This window comes from Marinimicrobium koreense, assembly GCF_003762925.1.
GTDB lineage: Bacteria > Pseudomonadota > Gammaproteobacteria > Pseudomonadales > Cellvibrionaceae > Marinimicrobium > Marinimicrobium koreense.
Genome location: NZ_RJUK01000001.1, coordinates 334,309 through 352,250, shown reverse-complemented (window position 1 = coordinate 352,250; position 17,942 = coordinate 334,309). Strand labels below are relative to the sequence as shown.

Below are 17,942 nucleotides of genomic sequence, written 5' to 3'. Positions count from 1 at the left end.
GCCGGCTCGTTAACGTCAGACCTTGAACCTTACCACCAGTTCTCTCAGGCTGGAAGCCAGGTCGGTCAGGCGCCCACTGGCGCTCGCCGTGGTCGCGGCATCATCCTGTGTCCGTGCCGCTAGCTCGTTGATCTCCACCATATTTTTGTCAATATCGGCGGTGACGGTACTCTGCTCTTCGGCGGCGCTGGCAATCTGAATCGCCATATTGGTAATCCGCTGTACCGCCTCGGCGATATCCTCTAGGGATTGCCCGGCCTCCCCGGCGGCGGTTACCGCCTCTTCGGTCATTTCGCTGCTGGAGGTCATGGCCTCAACCGCTTCCTGCACGCCGGACTGAAGCCGGGTCAGCATGGTGCGGATATCCTCGGTGGACTGCTGGGTGCGGCTGGCCAGGGTGCGAACTTCATCCGCCACCACGGCAAAGCCACGCCCCTGCTCGCCCGCCCTCGCCGCCTCGATGGCAGCATTCAGCGCAAGCAGGTTGGTCTGCTCCGCAACGCCGCGAATCACATCAATGACGGAGGTGACGTTCTTGGCTTCTTCTTCCAGACGGCGCATGCGCTCCGCCGTTTCGCCAATGTGGGCCGAGAGGCTGTTCACCCTGGCCACGGCCCGCTCAATGCGCTCGCGCCCCACATCGGTGGTGCCCGATGCGTTTTTGGCACTGTCGGCGGTCTCGTTGGTATTCTGCGCCACTTCCTGAATGGCGGCGGTCAGCTCATTGACGGCCGCCACCACCATATTGATGGCCTGACCCTGATCGTCCGCCGCCTTCTGGCTGCTGGTGGAGGCCTGCAGCACCTGCTCGCTGGAAACGGAAACGTCTTCGGTGGTGTGACGAATATCCCCAATCAGTTGCTGCAACCGGTCCATAAAGCGGTTCACATGCCCGGCCAGTTGCCCCAATTCATCGCGCCGATCGAGGTTTATGCGCAGCGTCAGGTCTCCATCGCCCTCGGCGATGTCGTGAATCCGGCCGCTGATTTCGTTCAGAGGGCGTGTCACCACCAGGGGCAATAACAAGGCGGCCAACACGGCAATCAGAGTGCCCGTCACACCCGACAGAGTAAGGATCGAGGTCATCTGCGCCTCTTCCGCGTCAACCCGCTGATTGAGCCGGTCAACCTGCTCCAGGCGGCGTTCGGATACCACGTCCAGGTGAGTTCGAAGCGCGTCGAAAGCCTCCGCCACCTCGCCGAAGGAGCGATCCTCCAGGAAGGCGAGCGTCATCCGATCGGCACTGCGAGCATCCTCAACAATGGACTCGCTCAGGCTAAACCAACGATCGTAGAGTTGTTGGAAGGTTTCCCGCTCTTCGCGGGTGGCGATCTCGGAGAGGTCCAAGGACTGAATCGCGCGATCGTAAGTCTGCTGGGCATTATCCTGATGGTCGCGATACAGCGCATCCATTTCGCTGCTACCCGGGTCGGCCAACAGCATGGCCCGCTCGGCGGTCAGCGCCTGATAAAGGTCGCGATCGGCCTGCATCAAAAGCTGGATTTCCGGAAGGTTCACGGTGCCGATGGTGTTCGAGTAGTTCCCCATCTGTTTCGCCGCCCGCACCGCGTAGATGCTCACCGCAATAAAGATAATAACCAGAAGCGATAAAGGCAGCATCAGCTTCCATCGAAAGCTTATATTGTTGTACCAACTCAACATAACGAACCCTTCAACAAGACCTATATAAGAAAATCCGGCGTTTAACAGACCGTATCGAAATACCGATTTTCAGCCCCCACCCACCGTACAACGCTGGGCCTCATCGGGATTGGTTATTAAAGTGTAGCCGAGAAAAGACAAAATCACGCCTGGCCAATAATCATCGGCCGGGCGCAAAATTTCTGAAGGAAAATTCGGGCAGGATTTTACCGGTGGAGTTTCAGGCTGACCTGAGTCAGCTTCGAGTCGCGCATATCCAGCACCACAAATTCCACATCACCCAAGCGAACCCGGTCGCCCACCACCGGCTGGCGGTATTGGCTGTAGATGTACCGAGCGATACTCCAGTTGGCCATCTCCTCCGGCACCTCAAAGCCATAGAGCATGCCGAGGTCCGCCAGCTTGGCCCGGGGCGTGACCACAAATTCCCCGAAGAACGCCTGAGCCGACAGCCGGTCCGGCTCGTCCACCCCCACCAGCAACTTGTCGAGGGCGGGCAAGTCCGTGGCGGAGGCCAGCAAGTAGACGTGATCTCCCGGCTCCAGGGTATGACTTTCCTTTAGCGACAGGGGCTGATCCTCCCGCAAGACGCACAACAGGCTGGCGCCCGCCGGCAAGGGCAGTTTATCGGTGGGCGAGCGCAGCGCCGGGCTGCCTTCGGCCAGCTTGTAGCCGACAAACTCGTAGCCCACCTGCCCCGGCACCCCCAACTCGACCCGCTGGACCCGTGAGGAAGTGGTGGGGACATCGAGCTTCAACCAGCGGGCCAGGGGCGACACGGTCCAGCCCTGCATAACCAGAGACACCAGCACAATAAAGAAGGCGATATTGAAAAAGAACGGCCAGTTCTCAAAGCCTGCCAACCAGGGAAACATGGCCAGCACAATCGGCACCGCGCCGCGCAGCCCCACCCAACTGATGAACAGCTTTTCCCGCCAGGCGAACTGAAACGGCATGAGACACAGCCAGACCGCCACGGGGCGCCCGACCAGAATCAGAAACAGCCCCACCAGCACGGCGCTGGGTGCATAGAGCATCAGTTCGCGGGGCGATACCAGCAGGCCCAACATCAGGAACAGACTGATCTGGGCCAACCAGGCGATACCGTCATGGAAGCGCTGGATGTTGTACAGCCCTCGGGAGAGTCGGTTACCGACCACCAGGCCGGCCAGGTACACCGCGAGGAACCCACTGGCCTGCAGGACCGCTGCCAGGCCAAAAATAGAGATGCCACCAAACAGGGCCAACAGAGGGTACAACCCCGGGCTCAGGGCCAGACGGGCGACACCATAGGCGAGAATCCTTCCGCCCAGCAGACCAATGCCAGCCCCCAGCCCCATCTGCCAGACAAACTGCCCCAGCATCAGGGCGTCAAAACCGCTCTGCTGGCTGACCATGAACTCCACCAGAATAATGGTCAGAAAGATCGCCATCGGGTCGTTCAGACCGGATTCGATTTCCAGCGTCGCGCCCACCCGGGTCTTGAGCGCCAGCCCCTGCATGTTCAATACCGAGAATACCGCCGCCGCATCGGTGGAGCCCACAATCGCCCCGATCAGCAAGCCCTCAACCCAACCAATTCCCAGAATCCAGGCGGCAAAAGCGCCGGTCAGGGCCGCTGTGCCCACCACCCCGACGGTGGCCAGGAGCAAGGCTGGGCGCAGCCCGACCCGAAAGTTGTGCCGATCAGTGCGCAAGCCGCCATCGAACAGGATCACCGCCAGCGCCAGCGTGGCCAGGAAGTACGCCGATTGAACATCGTTATAACGAATGCCACCGAGGCCGTCTTCCCCCGCCAACATACCGATAATAAGGAACACCAGCAGCAGAGGCATGCCCATGCGCGGGGAGAGGGTGCTGGCGAGAATGCTGATCACAAACAGCATTCCGCCAAACAGAATGAGCTGGTTCAAGGTATCCATAGGGCGCCAATACTACTACATATCCAGAGAATGGAGCCGGCCAATTGTGCCAGCCCCGGTAACGTCAGGGCGGGTTTCCTGTTATGATCGCGCCTGACCCCGAAACCGAACCTGCCAATCTGAAGTTGTCTCTCATGTTTGATCAGAACGCACTGCAACAGCTGTCTCAGCTCAAATCCAACCTTCGCTCGGAGAAGGACCTGGCTCAAGGAACCGTGCGCACCACCACCCGTCGCTTTGCGTTCGTCCACCTCGATGATGGGCGGGATGCCTTTCTTCCGCCCGATGAAACCATGAAGGTCATGCCCGGCGATCGGGTAGAAGTCCAACTGACCACCAACCGCAAAGATCAACTGGAAGCGCAACTGGAGCGACTGCTGAGCAGCGAATTCACCACCTTTGTGGGTCGCTATCGCGTCAAGGGCAAGGCCCATTTTGTGGAGCCTGACGTCGCCCAGTTTACCCGCTGGCTGTTTATTCCTCCAAATCAGCGCAAAGGCTTCGACGATGGCGACCTGATTCACTGCAAACTCAGCCGCCATCCATTTCATCACGAAGGCAAGGCGCAGGTCACCATTCTCAGCGCCATTGGCAAGCCCGGCGAGCCTGGAGTGGAAAGCCGCTACATCACCGCGAAATTCGAACTGCCGACGGACTGGTCCGATAAGGCGCGGGATCAGGCCCAGGCCATCAACCTGACGCCCATCACCGCAGATGATCACCAGGAAGACCTGACCGATCGCCCCTTTGTGACCATCGACGCCGAAACCACGCGGGATATGGACGATGCGGTTTACCTGGAGGCGCGCGAGGACGGCTGGGACCTCTGGGTCGCCATCGCCGATCCGAGCCGCTACATCGAACCGGGCACCCCGCTGGACCAGGCCGCCGCGAGCCGGGCCAGCACCGTCTACCTGCTGGGCCAGAGTGTGACCATGCTGCCGGCGGAGCTGTCCCACGACACCTTTTCACTGGTGCCGGATCAGCGCCGCCCGGCCCTGGTGTGCCAGATGCACATCCAGCAGGACGGCACCATTACTGACTACCGGTTTTCCGAGGCCCTGATCCGCTCTCACCACAAGCTGAGCTACACCGGCGTCACCGAGCTGCTCGACGGTGGGGACGCCCCCGCTGACTTGCCCGCCGAGCGGGTCGAGATGCTCAAAGCCCTGTACGCCTGTGCCACCGCACGCAGCGACTACCGTCATCAGCACGCGTTGATGATGGAAGACCGTCCGGACTATTACTTCGTCCTGAACGATCAGAAGAAAATCGAACGCATCGAGAAACGCGAGCGCACCAAGGCGCACCGGATTGTCGAAGAGTCCATGCTTGCCACCAACATCTGTGCGGGAGAACTGTTCACCCGGCACCCCGGGCACGGCATTTTCTCCAACCACGTCGGCTTCCGTCCGGAACGACTGGACGATGCCGTCAGCCTGCTGAACGAAGACGTTCCGGACTACGAGGTGGGCGACCTGACCGCGCTGCGTCACTTCCAGAAGCTGCTGCGCGATCTGCGGGTCAACCCGGACAATACTCCGGAATTCGAGTCCCTGCTGCCTCTTGTCCAACGGATGCTGCAGGCCGCCTCCCTGTCCGCCGATGCCAGCGAACACTTTGGCCTGGGCTTTCCCCATTACGCCACGGTCACCTCGCCGATCCGGCGCTACCACGACTTTTACAATCACCGGGCCATCAAGCGGATTCTACGCGAGCAACCCGCCCAGTCACCGGAACCCACGCTGCTTGAAAACCTGCAGAGTCAGCTTCAGAAAGGCCGTCAGGCCTGTCGCCAGCTGGAGCAGTGGCTGGCCTGTGATTTTGTACGCGACAAGATTGGCAGCGTACACACGGGCACCATCGCCCTGGTGAACTCCATGGGCTTCGGGGTGCGTCTGGACGATTGGGGTATTGAAGGTTTTGTCCGGTTGGCCAAAGATGACGTCAAGCCGGCATTTGATTCACGGCGCCTGAAAATCACCCATGAAGCCCAACAGTACCAACTGGATCAGCAGGTGCATGTGATCATTCAGGGCGTGGACGATGAACGCCAGCGGGTAATACTGGAGGTGGTTGATGAAGCCACCGCCGAGCGGTTGAAAGCCTGGACGGACACCCCCGCTTCCGCGGAGTAAATCACACCCACCTCAGGAAACCTGAGGCATAAAAAAACCGGCCGCCAACAGCGTTGACGGCCGGTTTTTTTATTGACGATTAAAAGGTCGCGCGCACGCCCAGGGAGTACCGGGCTTCGTACTCGTACTGCCAGGCGAACTGATCTTCAAATTCGAGGTAGTACTGCTCTTTTTCGTCGGTGATGTTGGACGCGTTGAAGAACACATTGACCGCGTCATTGATATCGTAACTGGCTGACAGGTCCACATAGCCGGTCGCCTCCTGCCACAGGGCGCCATTGCCCCAGGTCTGGTTGTAACCCGCTACACGCTCGCTGCGGTAGTTGTACGCCACCCGAGCCTGGAAGGGACCGGACTCGTACCAACCCACCAGGTTGAATACATGCTCGGAGTTATCCTGGAACGGCAGGTCACCGCCGTTGAGATCCTGATTGCCAGACTCGCTGGGTGAGTAGGTGTAGTTCACGTCCGCACCAAAATCCTCCAGCACACTGTCATACAGGAAGTCACCGAAGGCGAGCTTGGCACTCAACTCGAGCCCTTTCAGCTCACCGCCGCTACCCTGAACACTGGTGGACACTTCCACTTCCCGACGCACCACACCGTCCTGGTCCGGCAATGCCATCTGCACCGAACCGCTCTCGATGAAACTTTCGACATCGATGTAGAACAGGCCGGCACTCAAGGCACTGGCGGGCCCCAGGTAGTATTCCAGCGACAGATCGTAGTTGTCCGCGCGCCAGGGATCCAGCTCCGGGTTACCGTCGGAGTTGCCACCGATCACGATAAACTGCTGGTACGTATCGCTACTCGCCTCACCGTCGATGGCGTAGTTGGGGGCCAGCCCCGCACCCCACTGGGCCAAATCCAGCGGCGCCATGGTCTTGGTGGCTGCGGCACGCAAAACCCACTCGTCGGTCAGATCAAAGCGCAGGTTCAACGAGGGCAACACATCGCTGTAAGAACGCTCGGTACTGACCTGGCCCAGGAACTCGTTGGCGGCACCATAGGGTTGTGGGCTGCCCACCTGGTTCTGATCCACGGTGAGGTCGGTTTCCACCACCCGCACGCCAACATTACCGCTCATGATGCCGCGGGAGAAATTGGCTTTGATGTAAGTGCTCATCTCATCCAGGTCGACCCCATAGGAACGCCCCGGATTGATCGCCCGGCGGGTGCCCGGATACAACTGGTTGTGTACACCTTCCACGTCATCCATGTACTCCGGATTGACCGTCCAGACCGGCGGAATACCCGTGGCACTGCCAAAGTCGCTGACCTGAATGGGGTCGAGGCCGGAGATGGGAGTGGGCACACCGGCGGTGTAATACTCGCCGCCCTCACCGTAAGTGCAGGCACCCTCAATACCGCCGCCATTCAGCACCACGTCGGTGGCCTTCCACTTCACATCGCAACCACCCACCGGCGAGAGTAGATCAAACTCGAAGTTGTCCACGCTGCGCTGGCTGTAACGCACCCCAAAGTCCACGCTATCGAGCATACCGCGAGCGATTTCGTAGCTTCCGTCAAAGCGGACCACATCCACATCCCCTTCGCGCAGGAAATTGTTCTCTGAGGCGAAAGCACCCAGCGAATAGCTGTTCACATCGTCCACATAGCTCTGCAGACTGCGGCTGGCGATACCGGCCTGAGGTTGACCATCGCGATTCAGGTTGGCGTTGTTGTCCCAACCGCTCCAGTGTGGGTTATCCCCCTGGTAGTTCACGGTGAGCACCGGCCAACCCTGATAGCCATTCGGATTGGTCTGCAGGCGCCCTTCCGCGCAGTCACCCTGCTCCCCGGCGGTACCCGCCGGGTAAAGCTGGCAATCCACACCCCACTGGCTGCCATTGGCCAGATCGATATCCATGTAGCTGTTCAGTTGCTCCTGCTCGGCACTGCCACTGACCAACCGCGCGCTGCCGGTAAAGGCGCCACCGTTGTCGTAATTCAGCTCCAGATTGAAGTTCTGGGATTCCGCTTCGGTCACCCCCACATCCGAGTAGGACTTCAGACGCATGCCGTTGCCGGTAAACTCCTGAACGGTGTGCAGCTCCCCGCCGCTCATCTCAACCCCTTTGGGTGTGCTGATGCTCGGGTAGGCCCAGCCCCACCGGTTCCACTTGTCGGAAAAGGCGACGCCCATCTGACGATCGTAGTCTTCCATCTTGGTGTAGAAGGCTTCGGCGACCAGCTCAAAACCATTCCCCAGATCCGCCTGGAACGCTGCATTCAACCCGTCGCGCTCACGCTCGGAGGCACGGTTGAACGCCGAGTGGCCCTGATAGGCCCAGAACGTATCGCCAACCACGCCGTTATCGTTCACATCCACACCATCAGCGGTCACCCGATCGCCCATACCACCAAGTTGCGTGTCGGCGCTGACCCAACTGTATTGCGCACCGGCGCCCTCCGAAGCAAAACCGGTCCAGCCGGCATCGCCATTCATACCCGAGTAGGTATTGGCCAGATTGGAGGTCTGATGAGCGAACGACACCAGGAAGCCCACTGTGTCGGTGCGCCAGTTTGCCAGGAAGTTCACGGAAGGGTCGGTTTCACCGGTCTCCTTGCCACGCCCGACTTGCGCTGCCCCGGAGAGGGTCCAGCCATCGTCAAACCCGCTATCGAGCGGGCGATAGGTTTCCAGATTGACCACACCGCTGATGCCGCCCGGATGGTTGGCGGCTGTCTGGGACTTGATCACCTGAGTGCCGGAAAACAACTGTGAGGGAATATCCGAATAATCCGGCTGGACGGTGGTGATGGAATTGGCACCCAGATAGGATTCGCCATTCAAGGTGGTGGAGACCTGGCCCAGGCCTCGAATGTTCAACGATCCCCCTTCCCCGGCGTTGCGGCGAACCTGAACACCGCTGATGCGCTGGAGGGAGTCAGTGATGGTCACATCCGGCAGCTTGCCAATATCTTCCGCTGAAATGGCGTCGACAATGGAATCGGAATCGCGCTTGACGTTGACCGCCGTTTCCTGGGCGCTGCGGACACCGGTGACGATCACCTCCTCCAGCATCTGCATATCGTCCTGCGCCAGCGTCGGCGCGGCCAGGCTGCCCGCCGCGCCGGCGGCCATAACCGCCGGCAGGAATCGCTTCTGAAAAGACTTTGTTCTGGATGACATGGAACTCTCCTATCACTTGCTTTGGGTTTTTATATCGGTCCGAATACCCGGCCAGCGTCGGGGCTGACCCCCAGAGGTGACGCTAAAATGATCATCGATACTCATTAGAATCGCGCCAAAATATGGCACAAAATTCATCTTGCAGGCTTAAATCGATGGATTTTTAACCATTTTGGGTCGAAATAGGCCGTGTTTCGGACCCCTATCAATCTACCTGAATACCATTTTTGTAACCGATTACAGGCGAAAGTGAGCATATTACTAATAAAACCCGAGTGCAACCGCTTTACACTTTTTTGTATTTGGAGCCGTCAAAACGGCGTGGAACGTGAGAAGCGAAGGAGAGAGGCGCTCCCGGGGAGAGCGCCAGACGGCACCCGGCCACTGTACTTGGCCGGGTGCCGTGAGAAGTGAAGTCGTTGCTAATTGCGAGACAGAGGCCGAACTTTATTACAGGGGTTTGATCGTTATTACAGGGGTTTGATCGTTATGTTTCTGAACTCAACGCCCTGCCCTTCGGATTGCAGGGCAATGTAACCCCGGGTCAATGGCTGCCCGTCTACTTTGAGTTCCGGGTCAAAACCACTGACCACACCGCCACCGATCTGCGGCTGGTTGTACTCAAGTACGGTCTCACCATTGACCCGGTGAACCACCCGCGAGTCGCCGTAAACAATCAGCTCACCCTCAACCCACTCACCGGGCGGATAGGTCGCCGAGGTGGAGTTGATGCAGTGGCGCTCATCAATCTTGCCTTCATACACCACGTCCGTACCCGGAGAGCACATATTGCCCGTGGGGCGCGGGTTACCATCGTTCCGATCCGCCAGCATCTGGTACTCCACGGAAATGGGCCAATCCTGCTCTTTCAGAATGGTGTTGGGGTCCTGAGCATGGAACATGATGCCGCTGTTCCGGTAGGCGTAGCCCGGTGCATCATCGAGCCACTGATCCGTAAACCGGTACTCGAATTTCAGATGATAGGAGGAAAACGGCTGCTCGTAAAACAGGTGACCAAAGCGCTCGCCAAAACCGTCCTGGTAACCATCATAATTGACCTGAATCACCCCATCGACAACCCGGAAGGTATCGGCGTAATTATCCCCGACCTCATGGTGATGGATTTTGACCACCCAACCATCCAGATCTTCTCCGTTGAACAGCGATTGCCACTCTCCGGAGTTCCGGCTCTGCTCAGTGGCACTGCAGGCCGTCAGCCCGATAAAAAGCAATGCACCGGCGGCTCGGCCGGTTACGCGAGTCGGGTTGATGCGGTTATTCAAAAACTCCATGGCACGCTCCTTTAATTACGTGACAATTACGCGACCGGATAGTCAAAAACGACAATGTCTGCCACCAGCGGCACAAACTCCGCCTTGAGCGCGTCATGCTCCGGATGAGGCAAATAGCGCTGCCGCGCCTGCTCGTCGGCAAAGGTCATCAGAACGGCGTGGGTAAAGCCCTGATTCAACCCTTCGGGGCTGTCATTGAGCCCCCACTCCACCGCTTCGACCCCCTCCACCCGGGTGGTCATGGCCTCAAACAGAGCACGGACCTTCTCGATTTCCGAAGCGGTTGCCTCCGGTTTGAATTTGACCAGCAAAATATGTCGGATCATGTGTTGTCCCGTGTAAATAAAATCGATGACAGGCGCAGCACCTCAAGTGCACGCGGGCCCTATAAGTCCATCAGCCTTGGCAAAAACAGGGTGACCTCCGGAACCAGTGCAATCAGGATCAACACCAGAACAATGATTCCATAGAAGGGCATTAGCGACGGAAGTATCTTCTCAACCCTCTCATTGGCGACGCTGGCACCCACATACAAGCCGCTACCTACCGGGGGTGTAATGGTGCCAATGCTCAGGTTGTAAACCATGAGGATACCGAAATGTACCGGGTCCACGCCAATCTTCAGGGCGATGGGCAACAGTATGGGGGTAAAAATCAGGATCGCCGGGCCAATATCCATAAAGGTGCCAATGATCAACAGAAACAGCGTAATGATCAACAACACCATCACCGGGTTTTCCGAGAGCCCGAGAATTACACTGCTGATCAGATCCGGAAGCCCGGTAATCGCCATGGCAAAGGACATTGCCGATGAGGTTCCCAACAGGAACATGATGATGCCGGTCATCACCAGTGACTGCACCAGAATATTGCGCAGGTCCCCAAAGGACACCGTGCGATAAACCACCATGGTCAGAAAGGCCGTGTAGGCTACCGCAACCGCCGAGGCTTCAATCGCGGTAAACACACCGCCGACGATACCGACCACCACCACGATGATCAGCAACAGGCTGGGCAGCGCCTCCATCGTGACACGCCACGCCACGCCCTTCTCCACCAGTACCACGGAGCGATAGCCCCGGCGACGGGCAATCACATAGGTCACCAGCATGCACCCTGCACCCCAGAGCACTCCGGCCACCAGGCCGCCCGCAAACAGCGCCGCAATCGAGGTGCCGCCACTGGCCAGGGCATACAGAATGAACGCCGTCGTCGGGGGAATGAGCATTCCCGTGGGCGCCGAGGCGATATTGACCGCCGCGGCAAACGGGTTGCTGTAGCCCTCTTTCTTGCTCATGGGCACCATGACGCCACCAATCGAGGTGGACGCCGCAATGGCGGACCCCGAAATGGCCCCGAACATCATATTGCCGGCAATATTGGTGTGGGACAGAGAGCCGGGGATATGCCCACTGAACAGTTTGGCAAAATTCACCAACCGCATCGCGATGCCCCCGGAATTCATGATCACCCCGGAGAGAATGAAGAAGGGCACCGCCAGCAGGGAGAAGCTGTCCAGGCTGGAAAATATCTTCTGCGCTGTGGTGAACAGCGCAACATCCATGGGCAACACCGAGGCGATGGTGATCACGGAGGACACCGCAATACAGATACCAATGGGAATACCCAGGACCAATAAAAACGCAAAAGACCCGATCAGTAACAGCGCCGCATCAAACATCCTGTGGTGCCTCCTCGTCCGAGCGCAACTCTTTTTCCAACAGCTCGATGCAATTCAGCACGCTGTACACCGCCAGAATTCCCCCGGCCAGCGGTAAGGCCGAGTAAACATACCCCATGGCCAGCCCCAGCGATGGCGACACCTGATTCATGGTGATGCTGGTGGCGTTGTATCCGCCCTGGACGAGAATGAAAATGGCGAACGCCAGAAAGGCCAGCTCGATCAGTATCTGCCAGTAGTGTTGCCAGTGAATGGATACCTTGTCCGAAAACAGGGTAAAAGCAACATGCTTGCGCAGACCGGCCACATAGGCCATTGAGAGCATGGACACCCAGACCAGTGAAAAACGCAGAAACTCCTCCGAATAGGTGCTGGGAGCCCCCAACAGATAGCGACTGATAATCTGCCAGCAGGTCATGGCGACCATCACCAACAACCAGACACTGCACACCACCTCAACCACACGGTCCATCACCGTTCGAATCCCGTTGATCAAGCGCATACCCTACTCCGTCTCATCTGCTGTGGACCTGATTTCGCGGTAAAGCGAATACTGCTCGGGATACTGTTTCAGGGCCTCATACATGGGCTCAACCGCCTCGCGGAACGGCGCGAGCTTGACGTCAATAAAGTTCACCCCGAACTCATCAATCGCCAACTCCCGGGTTTCCGCCACGGCCTCGTTCCAGGCCTGTTTCTGAAACGCAATCGATTCCGCCATGGCCTCATACACCGCCGCCGTCTGCTCATCGTTCAGCTTGTTCAGCGTCATATTGCTGATGACCACCACATCGGGAATCCGTGTATGCATGGTGTAGGTGTAGTGCTTGGCGATTTCGGCGTGTCGGGCAATGGTGAGGGCAAACTCGTTATTCTCCGCCCCGTCCAGAATGCCCTGCTGCATGGCGGTGTACACCTCGGCCTGACCCATGGCCACCGGAACCGCCCCCAACAGGCGCATCATCTCGATGGCCGCCTCGCTCTGCATGACCCGTATCTTCCGTCCTTCAAGGTCCTCCACGGAACGAATCGGGTCATCTTTCACGTAAAAATTGCGTGAGCCGGAGTCGTAATAACCCATACCGACAAACCCGTTCTGCCGGGTGGAGGCATAGATGGGCTGCATGATGTCGGGATTGTCCATGACCCGGTAAAAGTGCCCGGTATCCTCGAACAGGAAAGGCATGGAAAACACACCGTAGATGGGTGAAAAACTCTCCATCAGCCCGGCGGACACCTTGGTGATATCCACCGCGCCCACTTGCAGCAATTCCACCAGCTCACGCTCACCGCCGAGCTGGCTGTCCGGGAAAAAGCGGACCTTCACCTCGCCTCCGGTTTTTTCCTCAATCCGCCGACCGAGCAGGTGCAGGGCATCAATCACCGGCTGGCTGTTCTGGGCATAGGCGATAAACAGGGTGGTACCACGGGTTGCGCCGGAGAAAATGCCGGAGGCCGCAATCACGGCAACCGCCAAGAGCGCGATAATGCCCACGCAAAGCGCTTTCAGCGCCCGGGACAACGGGGGGCGAGCTGTCATTATTATTCTCCTACCATCAAGAATACATCGGCAGAATACGAGCCTTCACAGACGAAACGGGCGCCAAATTGATTTCATTATAAATCATTTTCGATCAAATTTAGGCAATTGTAACCCAGAAAGTGCGTAATTGAAATATAGTGAAGGCTAAATTATCGGAAGGAAGCGCAGCGCACCCTGAGCATCATGCAGCGCGATGCCGGTAACCGGGGCGAACGTTCGAGTAGACGCTCAGCGCGGTGACCGTCACCAGAATCAGCAGCAGCCCCAGCACCTGGAAGAGTCCCAGGCGTTCATTCAACAGCACCACGCCGAACAGGGAGGCGGTGACCGGCTCTACCATGGCCACAATGGAGGCTACGGCCGGTGCCGTATAGTTAAGACCCCGAATGTAGATCACAAACGACAGGCCCGCCCCGAGTACGCCCAGAATCACAAACAGGGGCCAGATTGGCGCACTCAGCACCGCCAGCGCCTGCTCCGTGCCGCTGAGTACCAGGAGAATGACACTGAGCACCCCGAAAGCGACCAGTAACACCGCCTGTGGGCTCCCGTGCGGAGCCGCGTATTTGAAACCAAAAATGAACACCGCGTAGGACAACCCGGAGAGCAACCCCGCCCCGACCGCAACCGGCGTCACCTCGCTGGCGCCCACTTCATAAATACCGGTGAGCAACACAATACCGACAACCACCATGGCAATGGCCAGCCACTTGGGCAAGGTCGGTTGCTCGAGCTTCAGCGTGAAAGAAACGAGGTAAACAAACACCGGCGCGCAATACATCAAGGTCGCGGCGACTGCCACGCTGCCCTCTGCGATGCTGATAAAATAGAATGCGAAATTGCCCGCCACACCCAGGCCGGCGATGACCGACCAGAACCACAGTTGGCGGCAGGCCAACCCACTGCCGCGCGGCCGAAGAGCCAACCAGGCGGCCACAAACAGCAACCCGATCACGCCCCGGTAAAACGATACCACCAGCGGCGCCCAGCCCTCGCTGGTAAGCACACCACCAAGGCCACCGGCCAGCCCCCAAAAGAGCGCTGCCAGAGCAACAAAGACCGGGCTGAGAAAGGTTTTGTCAGTCAGCATCACTCAATGGTACGCCAGCAGCCGCCGCTGACAAAACAGCCGTTTTTGACGCCAAATCTCAGGCGCTTTTCACATCATCGATCAACTCGCGGTGCACACACACCGCCGTATTCCGGGGGCGAACGGTCAGCCCCCGGCCCTCAAGGTGCGCCCTGGTAAACGCCGCCCCAAAGAGCAGAATCATTGAGGAATAGTTCACCCACAACAGCAGCAACGCCAGCGAACCGGCGGCACCATAGGCGGACGCGGTCGCGGTATAGGCCAGGTAGATTGCAATCAACGATCGTCCGACAGTGAACAATACGGCGGTGATAAACGCACCGAGCACCACATCCCGCCAGGACAGCACGACATCCGGCAGAATCTTGAACATCGCAGAGAACAGCGCCGTTACCACAAACAGCGACAGAAACAACTCCAACCCGACCATGGCCCAGCCGGGGACCGGTAACCACTCTTCCGCAAACGCCATGATGGTGCGCAAGGCCACGGACAACAGCAGCGAGACCAGCAGAACAAAGCCGATGGCCAGAATGATGGTCAGGGACAACAGACGGCTTTTGATAAATATCCAGAGGCTGCTTTTGGAGGGCCGTGGCGCTACGCTCCAGATCTCGTTCAGGGACCGCTGCATCTGGGCAAACACGGTGGTGGCACCGATGATGGTGGCCGTGATCCCGATCAACGCCGGCCAAATGCCGCTCTGGTCAATCTGGGAGTTGACCACCGCCGTCTGGACCACCCCCGCAGCCTCCGGCCCGATGGTCCCCTCAAGCTGCTCAAAGAGCTGACCCTGAACCGCCCGCTCACCAATAAACAGCCCTACGAGCATGACCACCACGACCAACACCGGCGCAATAGAGAAAACCGTGAAAAACGCCAGCGCGGCGGCATAGATGAAGGCCTGGCTGCCCAGCCAGTATTGGATGGCGGCGAGGAAGATGCCGAGCCAGTGTTTTACTGGAACGGGGAGTTTGTCCTGAATCGTCAAGTCCATGGTGCGAGAGACCTTTGCCTTTAAATCAGTATTGAGAAGTTACTACACAGTATAGGTGCTCACCGACCCGGAACGCAGCCCGACGGTCGCCAGCCTACTCTTGGACTCGAGGAGCGTCTGTTAATGAAAATAGCTAATGACTGAGTGTGTACGGATACCTACTCACCCATCTCCATAACCCAATGATCATTCAACTCAGGACCGCCACCACGATTTTCGCTGCCCGCGACAATATGCAGCTCCCCATTAAACAGCGTGGCCTGGGTCCCGTGGCGCCCAACGGGTAAAGGCGGCAGGCTGAGCCATTCCTCAGTTTCCGGGTTGTACGCCTCCACCTCGCGGTGGGCTTCAACTTGACTGATACTCTCACCGCCCAAGACCACCAAAAATCCATTAAAGGCCACCGTTGCCGTACCAGCACGCTCGGTGGCCAAAGGCGCTTCCAGCGTATGCCAGCGTTGGTTCTCAATGTCATATACATCCACGGGCGCGACGGTGAGCGACATGCTTTCGCCCGTGTCGTGGGATGAGGTTCGCCCTCCGGCTGCGTAAATATGTCCATCAATCACCGCAGCATGAAAGTGATCTCGCGAATGCGGAGCGTCAGGCAGTTGCGTCCAACGCCCGGTTTCTGGATCAAACACATCCACCCAAGGGACATAGCCACTCATATGGCCGCGCGTGTTTCCACCCACCAGGTAAATCAGCCCTTCATGCAATACAACGCCACTGCCACCGCGCCGACGATCGGCGGGAATTTCTGGCCCCTCCGACCAGGCGTCAGTGGCGGGATCGTAAATCAGGATATTTGCCAGCGGGGGCTCTTCCGGAAAACCACCGGTCATAGCACCCAGAACGTAGAGTTTCTCGTCGTATTCGATGGCCTGCATATGGTGAATTTCAAACGGCGGTTTGGCGCCCTGGCTCCAGCTTCCCGTGGCCGGATCAAAAATATCCAAAGGCCGTTCACCTCGGCCGCCGACCAAATACAAGTGTTCTCCCACCGTCACAAAACCGTTTTCGTGGCGTGCACTGGGTGGCGTATTTGCTTTGTGCTGCCGCCATTGCACTGAGGCAATGTCGGGGTTTTGTGGGCTAGTGGTTTGACCGCTGCAGGCCGCAAGCACACAGAACGCAGTAGCCACTGCGGCAAATGAAAAAAGCTTTGTGACTGTGCGCTGGGTTTTGATTGAAGGATTGAAAAATGGCATAGCTTACGACTCCTGTTGCAATTCTTTGAGCACAAATTTTCATAGAGGGTGCCAATTTTAAACCGGGGGAACTACAAACCTTGACGTACAGACTTCAAGGAATGCTGAGTCAGGCTAACGTCCACATATACGGCACCCGGCGCAAGGAGGTGTCCGGCACTTGAAACGCGCGTATATATAATTTGCCTGCTAGCCTGCCTCTTTTATTAAGGACTCTGTAATGACTTCAGGGTGCCTAAAGGCAATTTGGATGAGAGCTTGGGCGGCGCCTGAAGGTTTTCGACGCCCTTGCTCCCATTCCTGAAGAGTGCGAGGAGATATATGCAGAGCTTCTGCAAACTGTGACTGGGAAAGCCCGGTTTTATTACGAGCCGCCGCCACTTCATTTGGTGAAACCTGCGTTTTTCGTACTGCTTTACCCGCCTTCATTTCATTCACGGACTGTAGAAGCTTTTTGCCTAGCTCCTCCCCGGTCATGGTAGGTTGCTTAGCCATTTTCAATTACCTCTCGGATGGATTTCAGCAAGTGCGCCGGGATATTACCGCGAACACTCTTTGCGTAAATCACCAGTAACCACAATTCACCGCTTTCCAGACGAGTGAAGTAAATAACCCGTACACCGCCACTTTTCCCAGTGCCTTGCCTACGCCAACGCACCTTCCGACAGCCACCGCTGGCCGGAATGACATCCCCAGCCTCTGGGTTTGCTGCCAACCAAGCACAAAATGCGCCCCGGTCTTCCTCAGACCACAGTTCTTTGGCGTCTTCCGTAAAGGTGGGGGTTTCTATAACGGTGTACATGGACCAAATATACGTCATTGACGTATGACCATCAAGGGCTAGGCTAACAGATGTTTATTGCGCCAGCACCTTTTGTCGCTTGAGAGGTAATTAGTATAGCCATTTGGGTGCCAACGGAGGAGCGAGGTTCACTCGGCCAGGGCGGCCAAACAAAAAAACCACACCTTTCGGTGGGTGTTGCAGAGTTCGGAGACTGCGGAACGGCGGGATGCACTCGGGCCATCCATGGCCCTCGCCCTGCGGGCAGCCTTCGGCTGTGCAAAATGGCTGTCCTGCCATTTTGTGAACCGCTTCAGCGGCACTCACCCAACCAGGCTCCACCAAATACCAAAAAAGCCCTGAGCTTTCGCCCAGGGCTTTTTTGGTATTTGGTGGAGCCTAGCGGGATCGAACCGCTGACCTCAACACTGCCAGTGTTGCGCTCTCCCAGCTGAGCTAAGGCCCCGAAAACTGCTTGTGCTTCGTTGG

At 57.9% G+C, this 17,942-nt stretch carries 14 protein-coding genes and 1 tRNA gene; 1 reads left to right on the top strand and 14 read right to left on the bottom strand.

Going from position 1 to position 17,942, the window contains the following annotated elements; translation table 11 throughout:
* Positions 1-15 precede the first annotated feature (15 nt).
* Positions 16-1,620, bottom strand: coding sequence for a methyl-accepting chemotaxis protein (locus EDC38_RS01510; protein ID WP_246004312.1), 1,605 nt, complete (start codon positions 1,618-1,620; stop codon positions 16-18).
* Positions 1,621-1,868: 248 nt separating this feature from the next.
* The gene (locus EDC38_RS01505) at positions 1,869-3,584 is read right to left on the bottom strand and encodes a potassium/proton antiporter (RefSeq protein ID WP_123637026.1); all 1,716 of its coding nucleotides are present in this window, start codon (positions 3,582-3,584) and stop codon (positions 1,869-1,871) included.
* Positions 3,585-3,667: 83 nt separating this feature from the next.
* Here EDC38_RS01505 and EDC38_RS01500 point away from each other — a divergent pair, with 83 nt between their 5' ends.
* A complete protein-coding gene (locus EDC38_RS01500; RefSeq protein ID WP_246004311.1) occupies positions 3,668-5,722 on the top strand; it encodes a VacB/RNase II family 3'-5' exoribonuclease in 2,055 nt (684 codons plus the stop codon).
* Positions 5,723-5,801: 79 nt separating this feature from the next.
* Here the strand turns inward: EDC38_RS01500 and EDC38_RS01495 are convergent, their stop codons facing one another.
* The 12 genes from EDC38_RS01495 to EDC38_RS01440 all read right to left on the bottom strand — a co-directional run bounded on the left by EDC38_RS01495 (position 5,802) and on the right by EDC38_RS01440 (position 17,919).
* Positions 5,802-8,858 (bottom strand): TonB-dependent receptor, encoded by a 3,057-nt coding sequence (locus EDC38_RS01495; protein ID WP_123637025.1) that lies wholly within the window; start codon positions 8,856-8,858, stop codon positions 5,802-5,804.
* 470 nt (positions 8,859-9,328) lie between these two features.
* Positions 9,329-10,150 (bottom strand): 3-keto-disaccharide hydrolase, encoded by an 822-nt coding sequence (locus EDC38_RS01490; protein ID WP_123637024.1) that lies wholly within the window; start codon positions 10,148-10,150, stop codon positions 9,329-9,331.
* A gap of 26 nt (positions 10,151-10,176) precedes the next feature.
* Entirely contained in the window at positions 10,177-10,476 is a 300-nt protein-coding gene (locus EDC38_RS01485; RefSeq protein ID WP_123637023.1) for a Dabb family protein, read from the bottom strand.
* 59 nt (positions 10,477-10,535) lie between these two features.
* Positions 10,536-11,831, bottom strand: a complete 1,296-nt coding sequence (locus EDC38_RS01480; RefSeq protein WP_123637022.1) for a TRAP transporter large permease — start codon at positions 11,829-11,831, stop codon at positions 10,536-10,538.
* A complete protein-coding gene (locus EDC38_RS01475; protein ID WP_123637021.1) occupies positions 11,824-12,333 on the bottom strand; it encodes a TRAP transporter small permease in 510 nt (169 codons plus the stop codon). The genes EDC38_RS01480 and EDC38_RS01475 overlap by 8 nt, the downstream gene beginning before the upstream one ends.
* A 3-nt stretch (positions 12,334-12,336) precedes the next feature.
* On the bottom strand, positions 12,337-13,371 hold the full coding sequence (locus EDC38_RS01470; protein WP_123637020.1) for a TRAP transporter substrate-binding protein: 1,035 nt from the start codon (positions 13,369-13,371) through the stop codon (positions 12,337-12,339).
* A gap of 184 nt (positions 13,372-13,555) precedes the next feature.
* Positions 13,556-14,464: a DMT family transporter gene (locus tag EDC38_RS01465; RefSeq protein WP_123637019.1), complete on the bottom strand. Its 909-nt coding sequence runs from the start codon at positions 14,462-14,464 to the stop codon at positions 13,556-13,558.
* Between the two features lie 58 nt (positions 14,465-14,522).
* Entirely contained in the window at positions 14,523-15,461 is a 939-nt protein-coding gene (locus tag EDC38_RS01460) for a YihY/virulence factor BrkB family protein (RefSeq protein WP_123637018.1), read from the bottom strand.
* A 158-nt stretch (positions 15,462-15,619) separates the two neighbouring features.
* Positions 15,620-16,672: a Kelch repeat-containing protein gene (locus EDC38_RS01455; protein WP_123637017.1), complete on the bottom strand. Its 1,053-nt coding sequence runs from the start codon at positions 16,670-16,672 to the stop codon at positions 15,620-15,622.
* A gap of 189 nt (positions 16,673-16,861) precedes the next feature.
* Positions 16,862-17,167: a helix-turn-helix domain-containing protein gene (locus tag EDC38_RS01450; protein ID WP_123637016.1), complete on the bottom strand. Its 306-nt coding sequence runs from the start codon at positions 17,165-17,167 to the stop codon at positions 16,862-16,864.
* Positions 17,160-17,474, bottom strand: a complete 315-nt coding sequence (locus tag EDC38_RS01445) for a type II toxin-antitoxin system RelE/ParE family toxin (protein WP_024459740.1) — start codon at positions 17,472-17,474, stop codon at positions 17,160-17,162. The genes EDC38_RS01450 and EDC38_RS01445 overlap by 8 nt, the downstream gene beginning before the upstream one ends.
* 369 nt (positions 17,475-17,843) lie before the next feature.
* Positions 17,844-17,919, bottom strand: a tRNA-Ala gene (locus EDC38_RS01440).
* Between the last annotated feature and the right edge of the window lie 23 nt (positions 17,920-17,942).

Excerpts from the sequence above, each read along its gene's own strand:
- EDC38_RS01510 (WP_246004312.1), bottom strand. The coding sequence starts at position 1,620 with ATGCTGCCTTTATCGCTTCTGGTTATTATCTTTATTGCGGTGAGCATC.
- EDC38_RS01505 (WP_123637026.1), bottom strand. The coding sequence starts at position 3,584 with ATGGATACCTTGAACCAGCTCATTCTGTTTGGCGGAATGCTGTTTGTG.
- EDC38_RS01500 (WP_246004311.1), top strand. The coding sequence starts at position 3,668 with ATGATCGCGCCTGACCCCGAAACCGAACCTGCCAATCTGAAGTTGTCT.
- EDC38_RS01495 (WP_123637025.1), bottom strand. The coding sequence starts at position 8,858 with ATGTCATCCAGAACAAAGTCTTTTCAGAAGCGATTCCTGCCGGCGGTT.
- EDC38_RS01490 (WP_123637024.1), bottom strand. The coding sequence starts at position 10,150 with ATGGAGTTTTTGAATAACCGCATCAACCCGACTCGCGTAACCGGCCGA.
- EDC38_RS01485 (WP_123637023.1), bottom strand. The coding sequence starts at position 10,476 with ATGATCCGACATATTTTGCTGGTCAAATTCAAACCGGAGGCAACCGCT.
- EDC38_RS01480 (WP_123637022.1), bottom strand. The coding sequence starts at position 11,831 with ATGTTTGATGCGGCGCTGTTACTGATCGGGTCTTTTGCGTTTTTATTG.
- EDC38_RS01475 (WP_123637021.1), bottom strand. The coding sequence starts at position 12,333 with ATGCGCTTGATCAACGGGATTCGAACGGTGATGGACCGTGTGGTTGAG.
- EDC38_RS01470 (WP_123637020.1), bottom strand. The coding sequence starts at position 13,371 with ATGACAGCTCGCCCCCCGTTGTCCCGGGCGCTGAAAGCGCTTTGCGTG.
- EDC38_RS01465 (WP_123637019.1), bottom strand. The coding sequence starts at position 14,464 with ATGCTGACTGACAAAACCTTTCTCAGCCCGGTCTTTGTTGCTCTGGCA.
- EDC38_RS01460 (WP_123637018.1), bottom strand. The coding sequence starts at position 15,461 with ATGGACTTGACGATTCAGGACAAACTCCCCGTTCCAGTAAAACACTGG.
- EDC38_RS01455 (WP_123637017.1), bottom strand. The coding sequence starts at position 16,672 with ATGCCATTTTTCAATCCTTCAATCAAAACCCAGCGCACAGTCACAAAG.
- EDC38_RS01450 (WP_123637016.1), bottom strand. The coding sequence starts at position 17,167 with ATGGCTAAGCAACCTACCATGACCGGGGAGGAGCTAGGCAAAAAGCTT.
- EDC38_RS01445 (WP_024459740.1), bottom strand. The coding sequence starts at position 17,474 with ATGTACACCGTTATAGAAACCCCCACCTTTACGGAAGACGCCAAAGAA.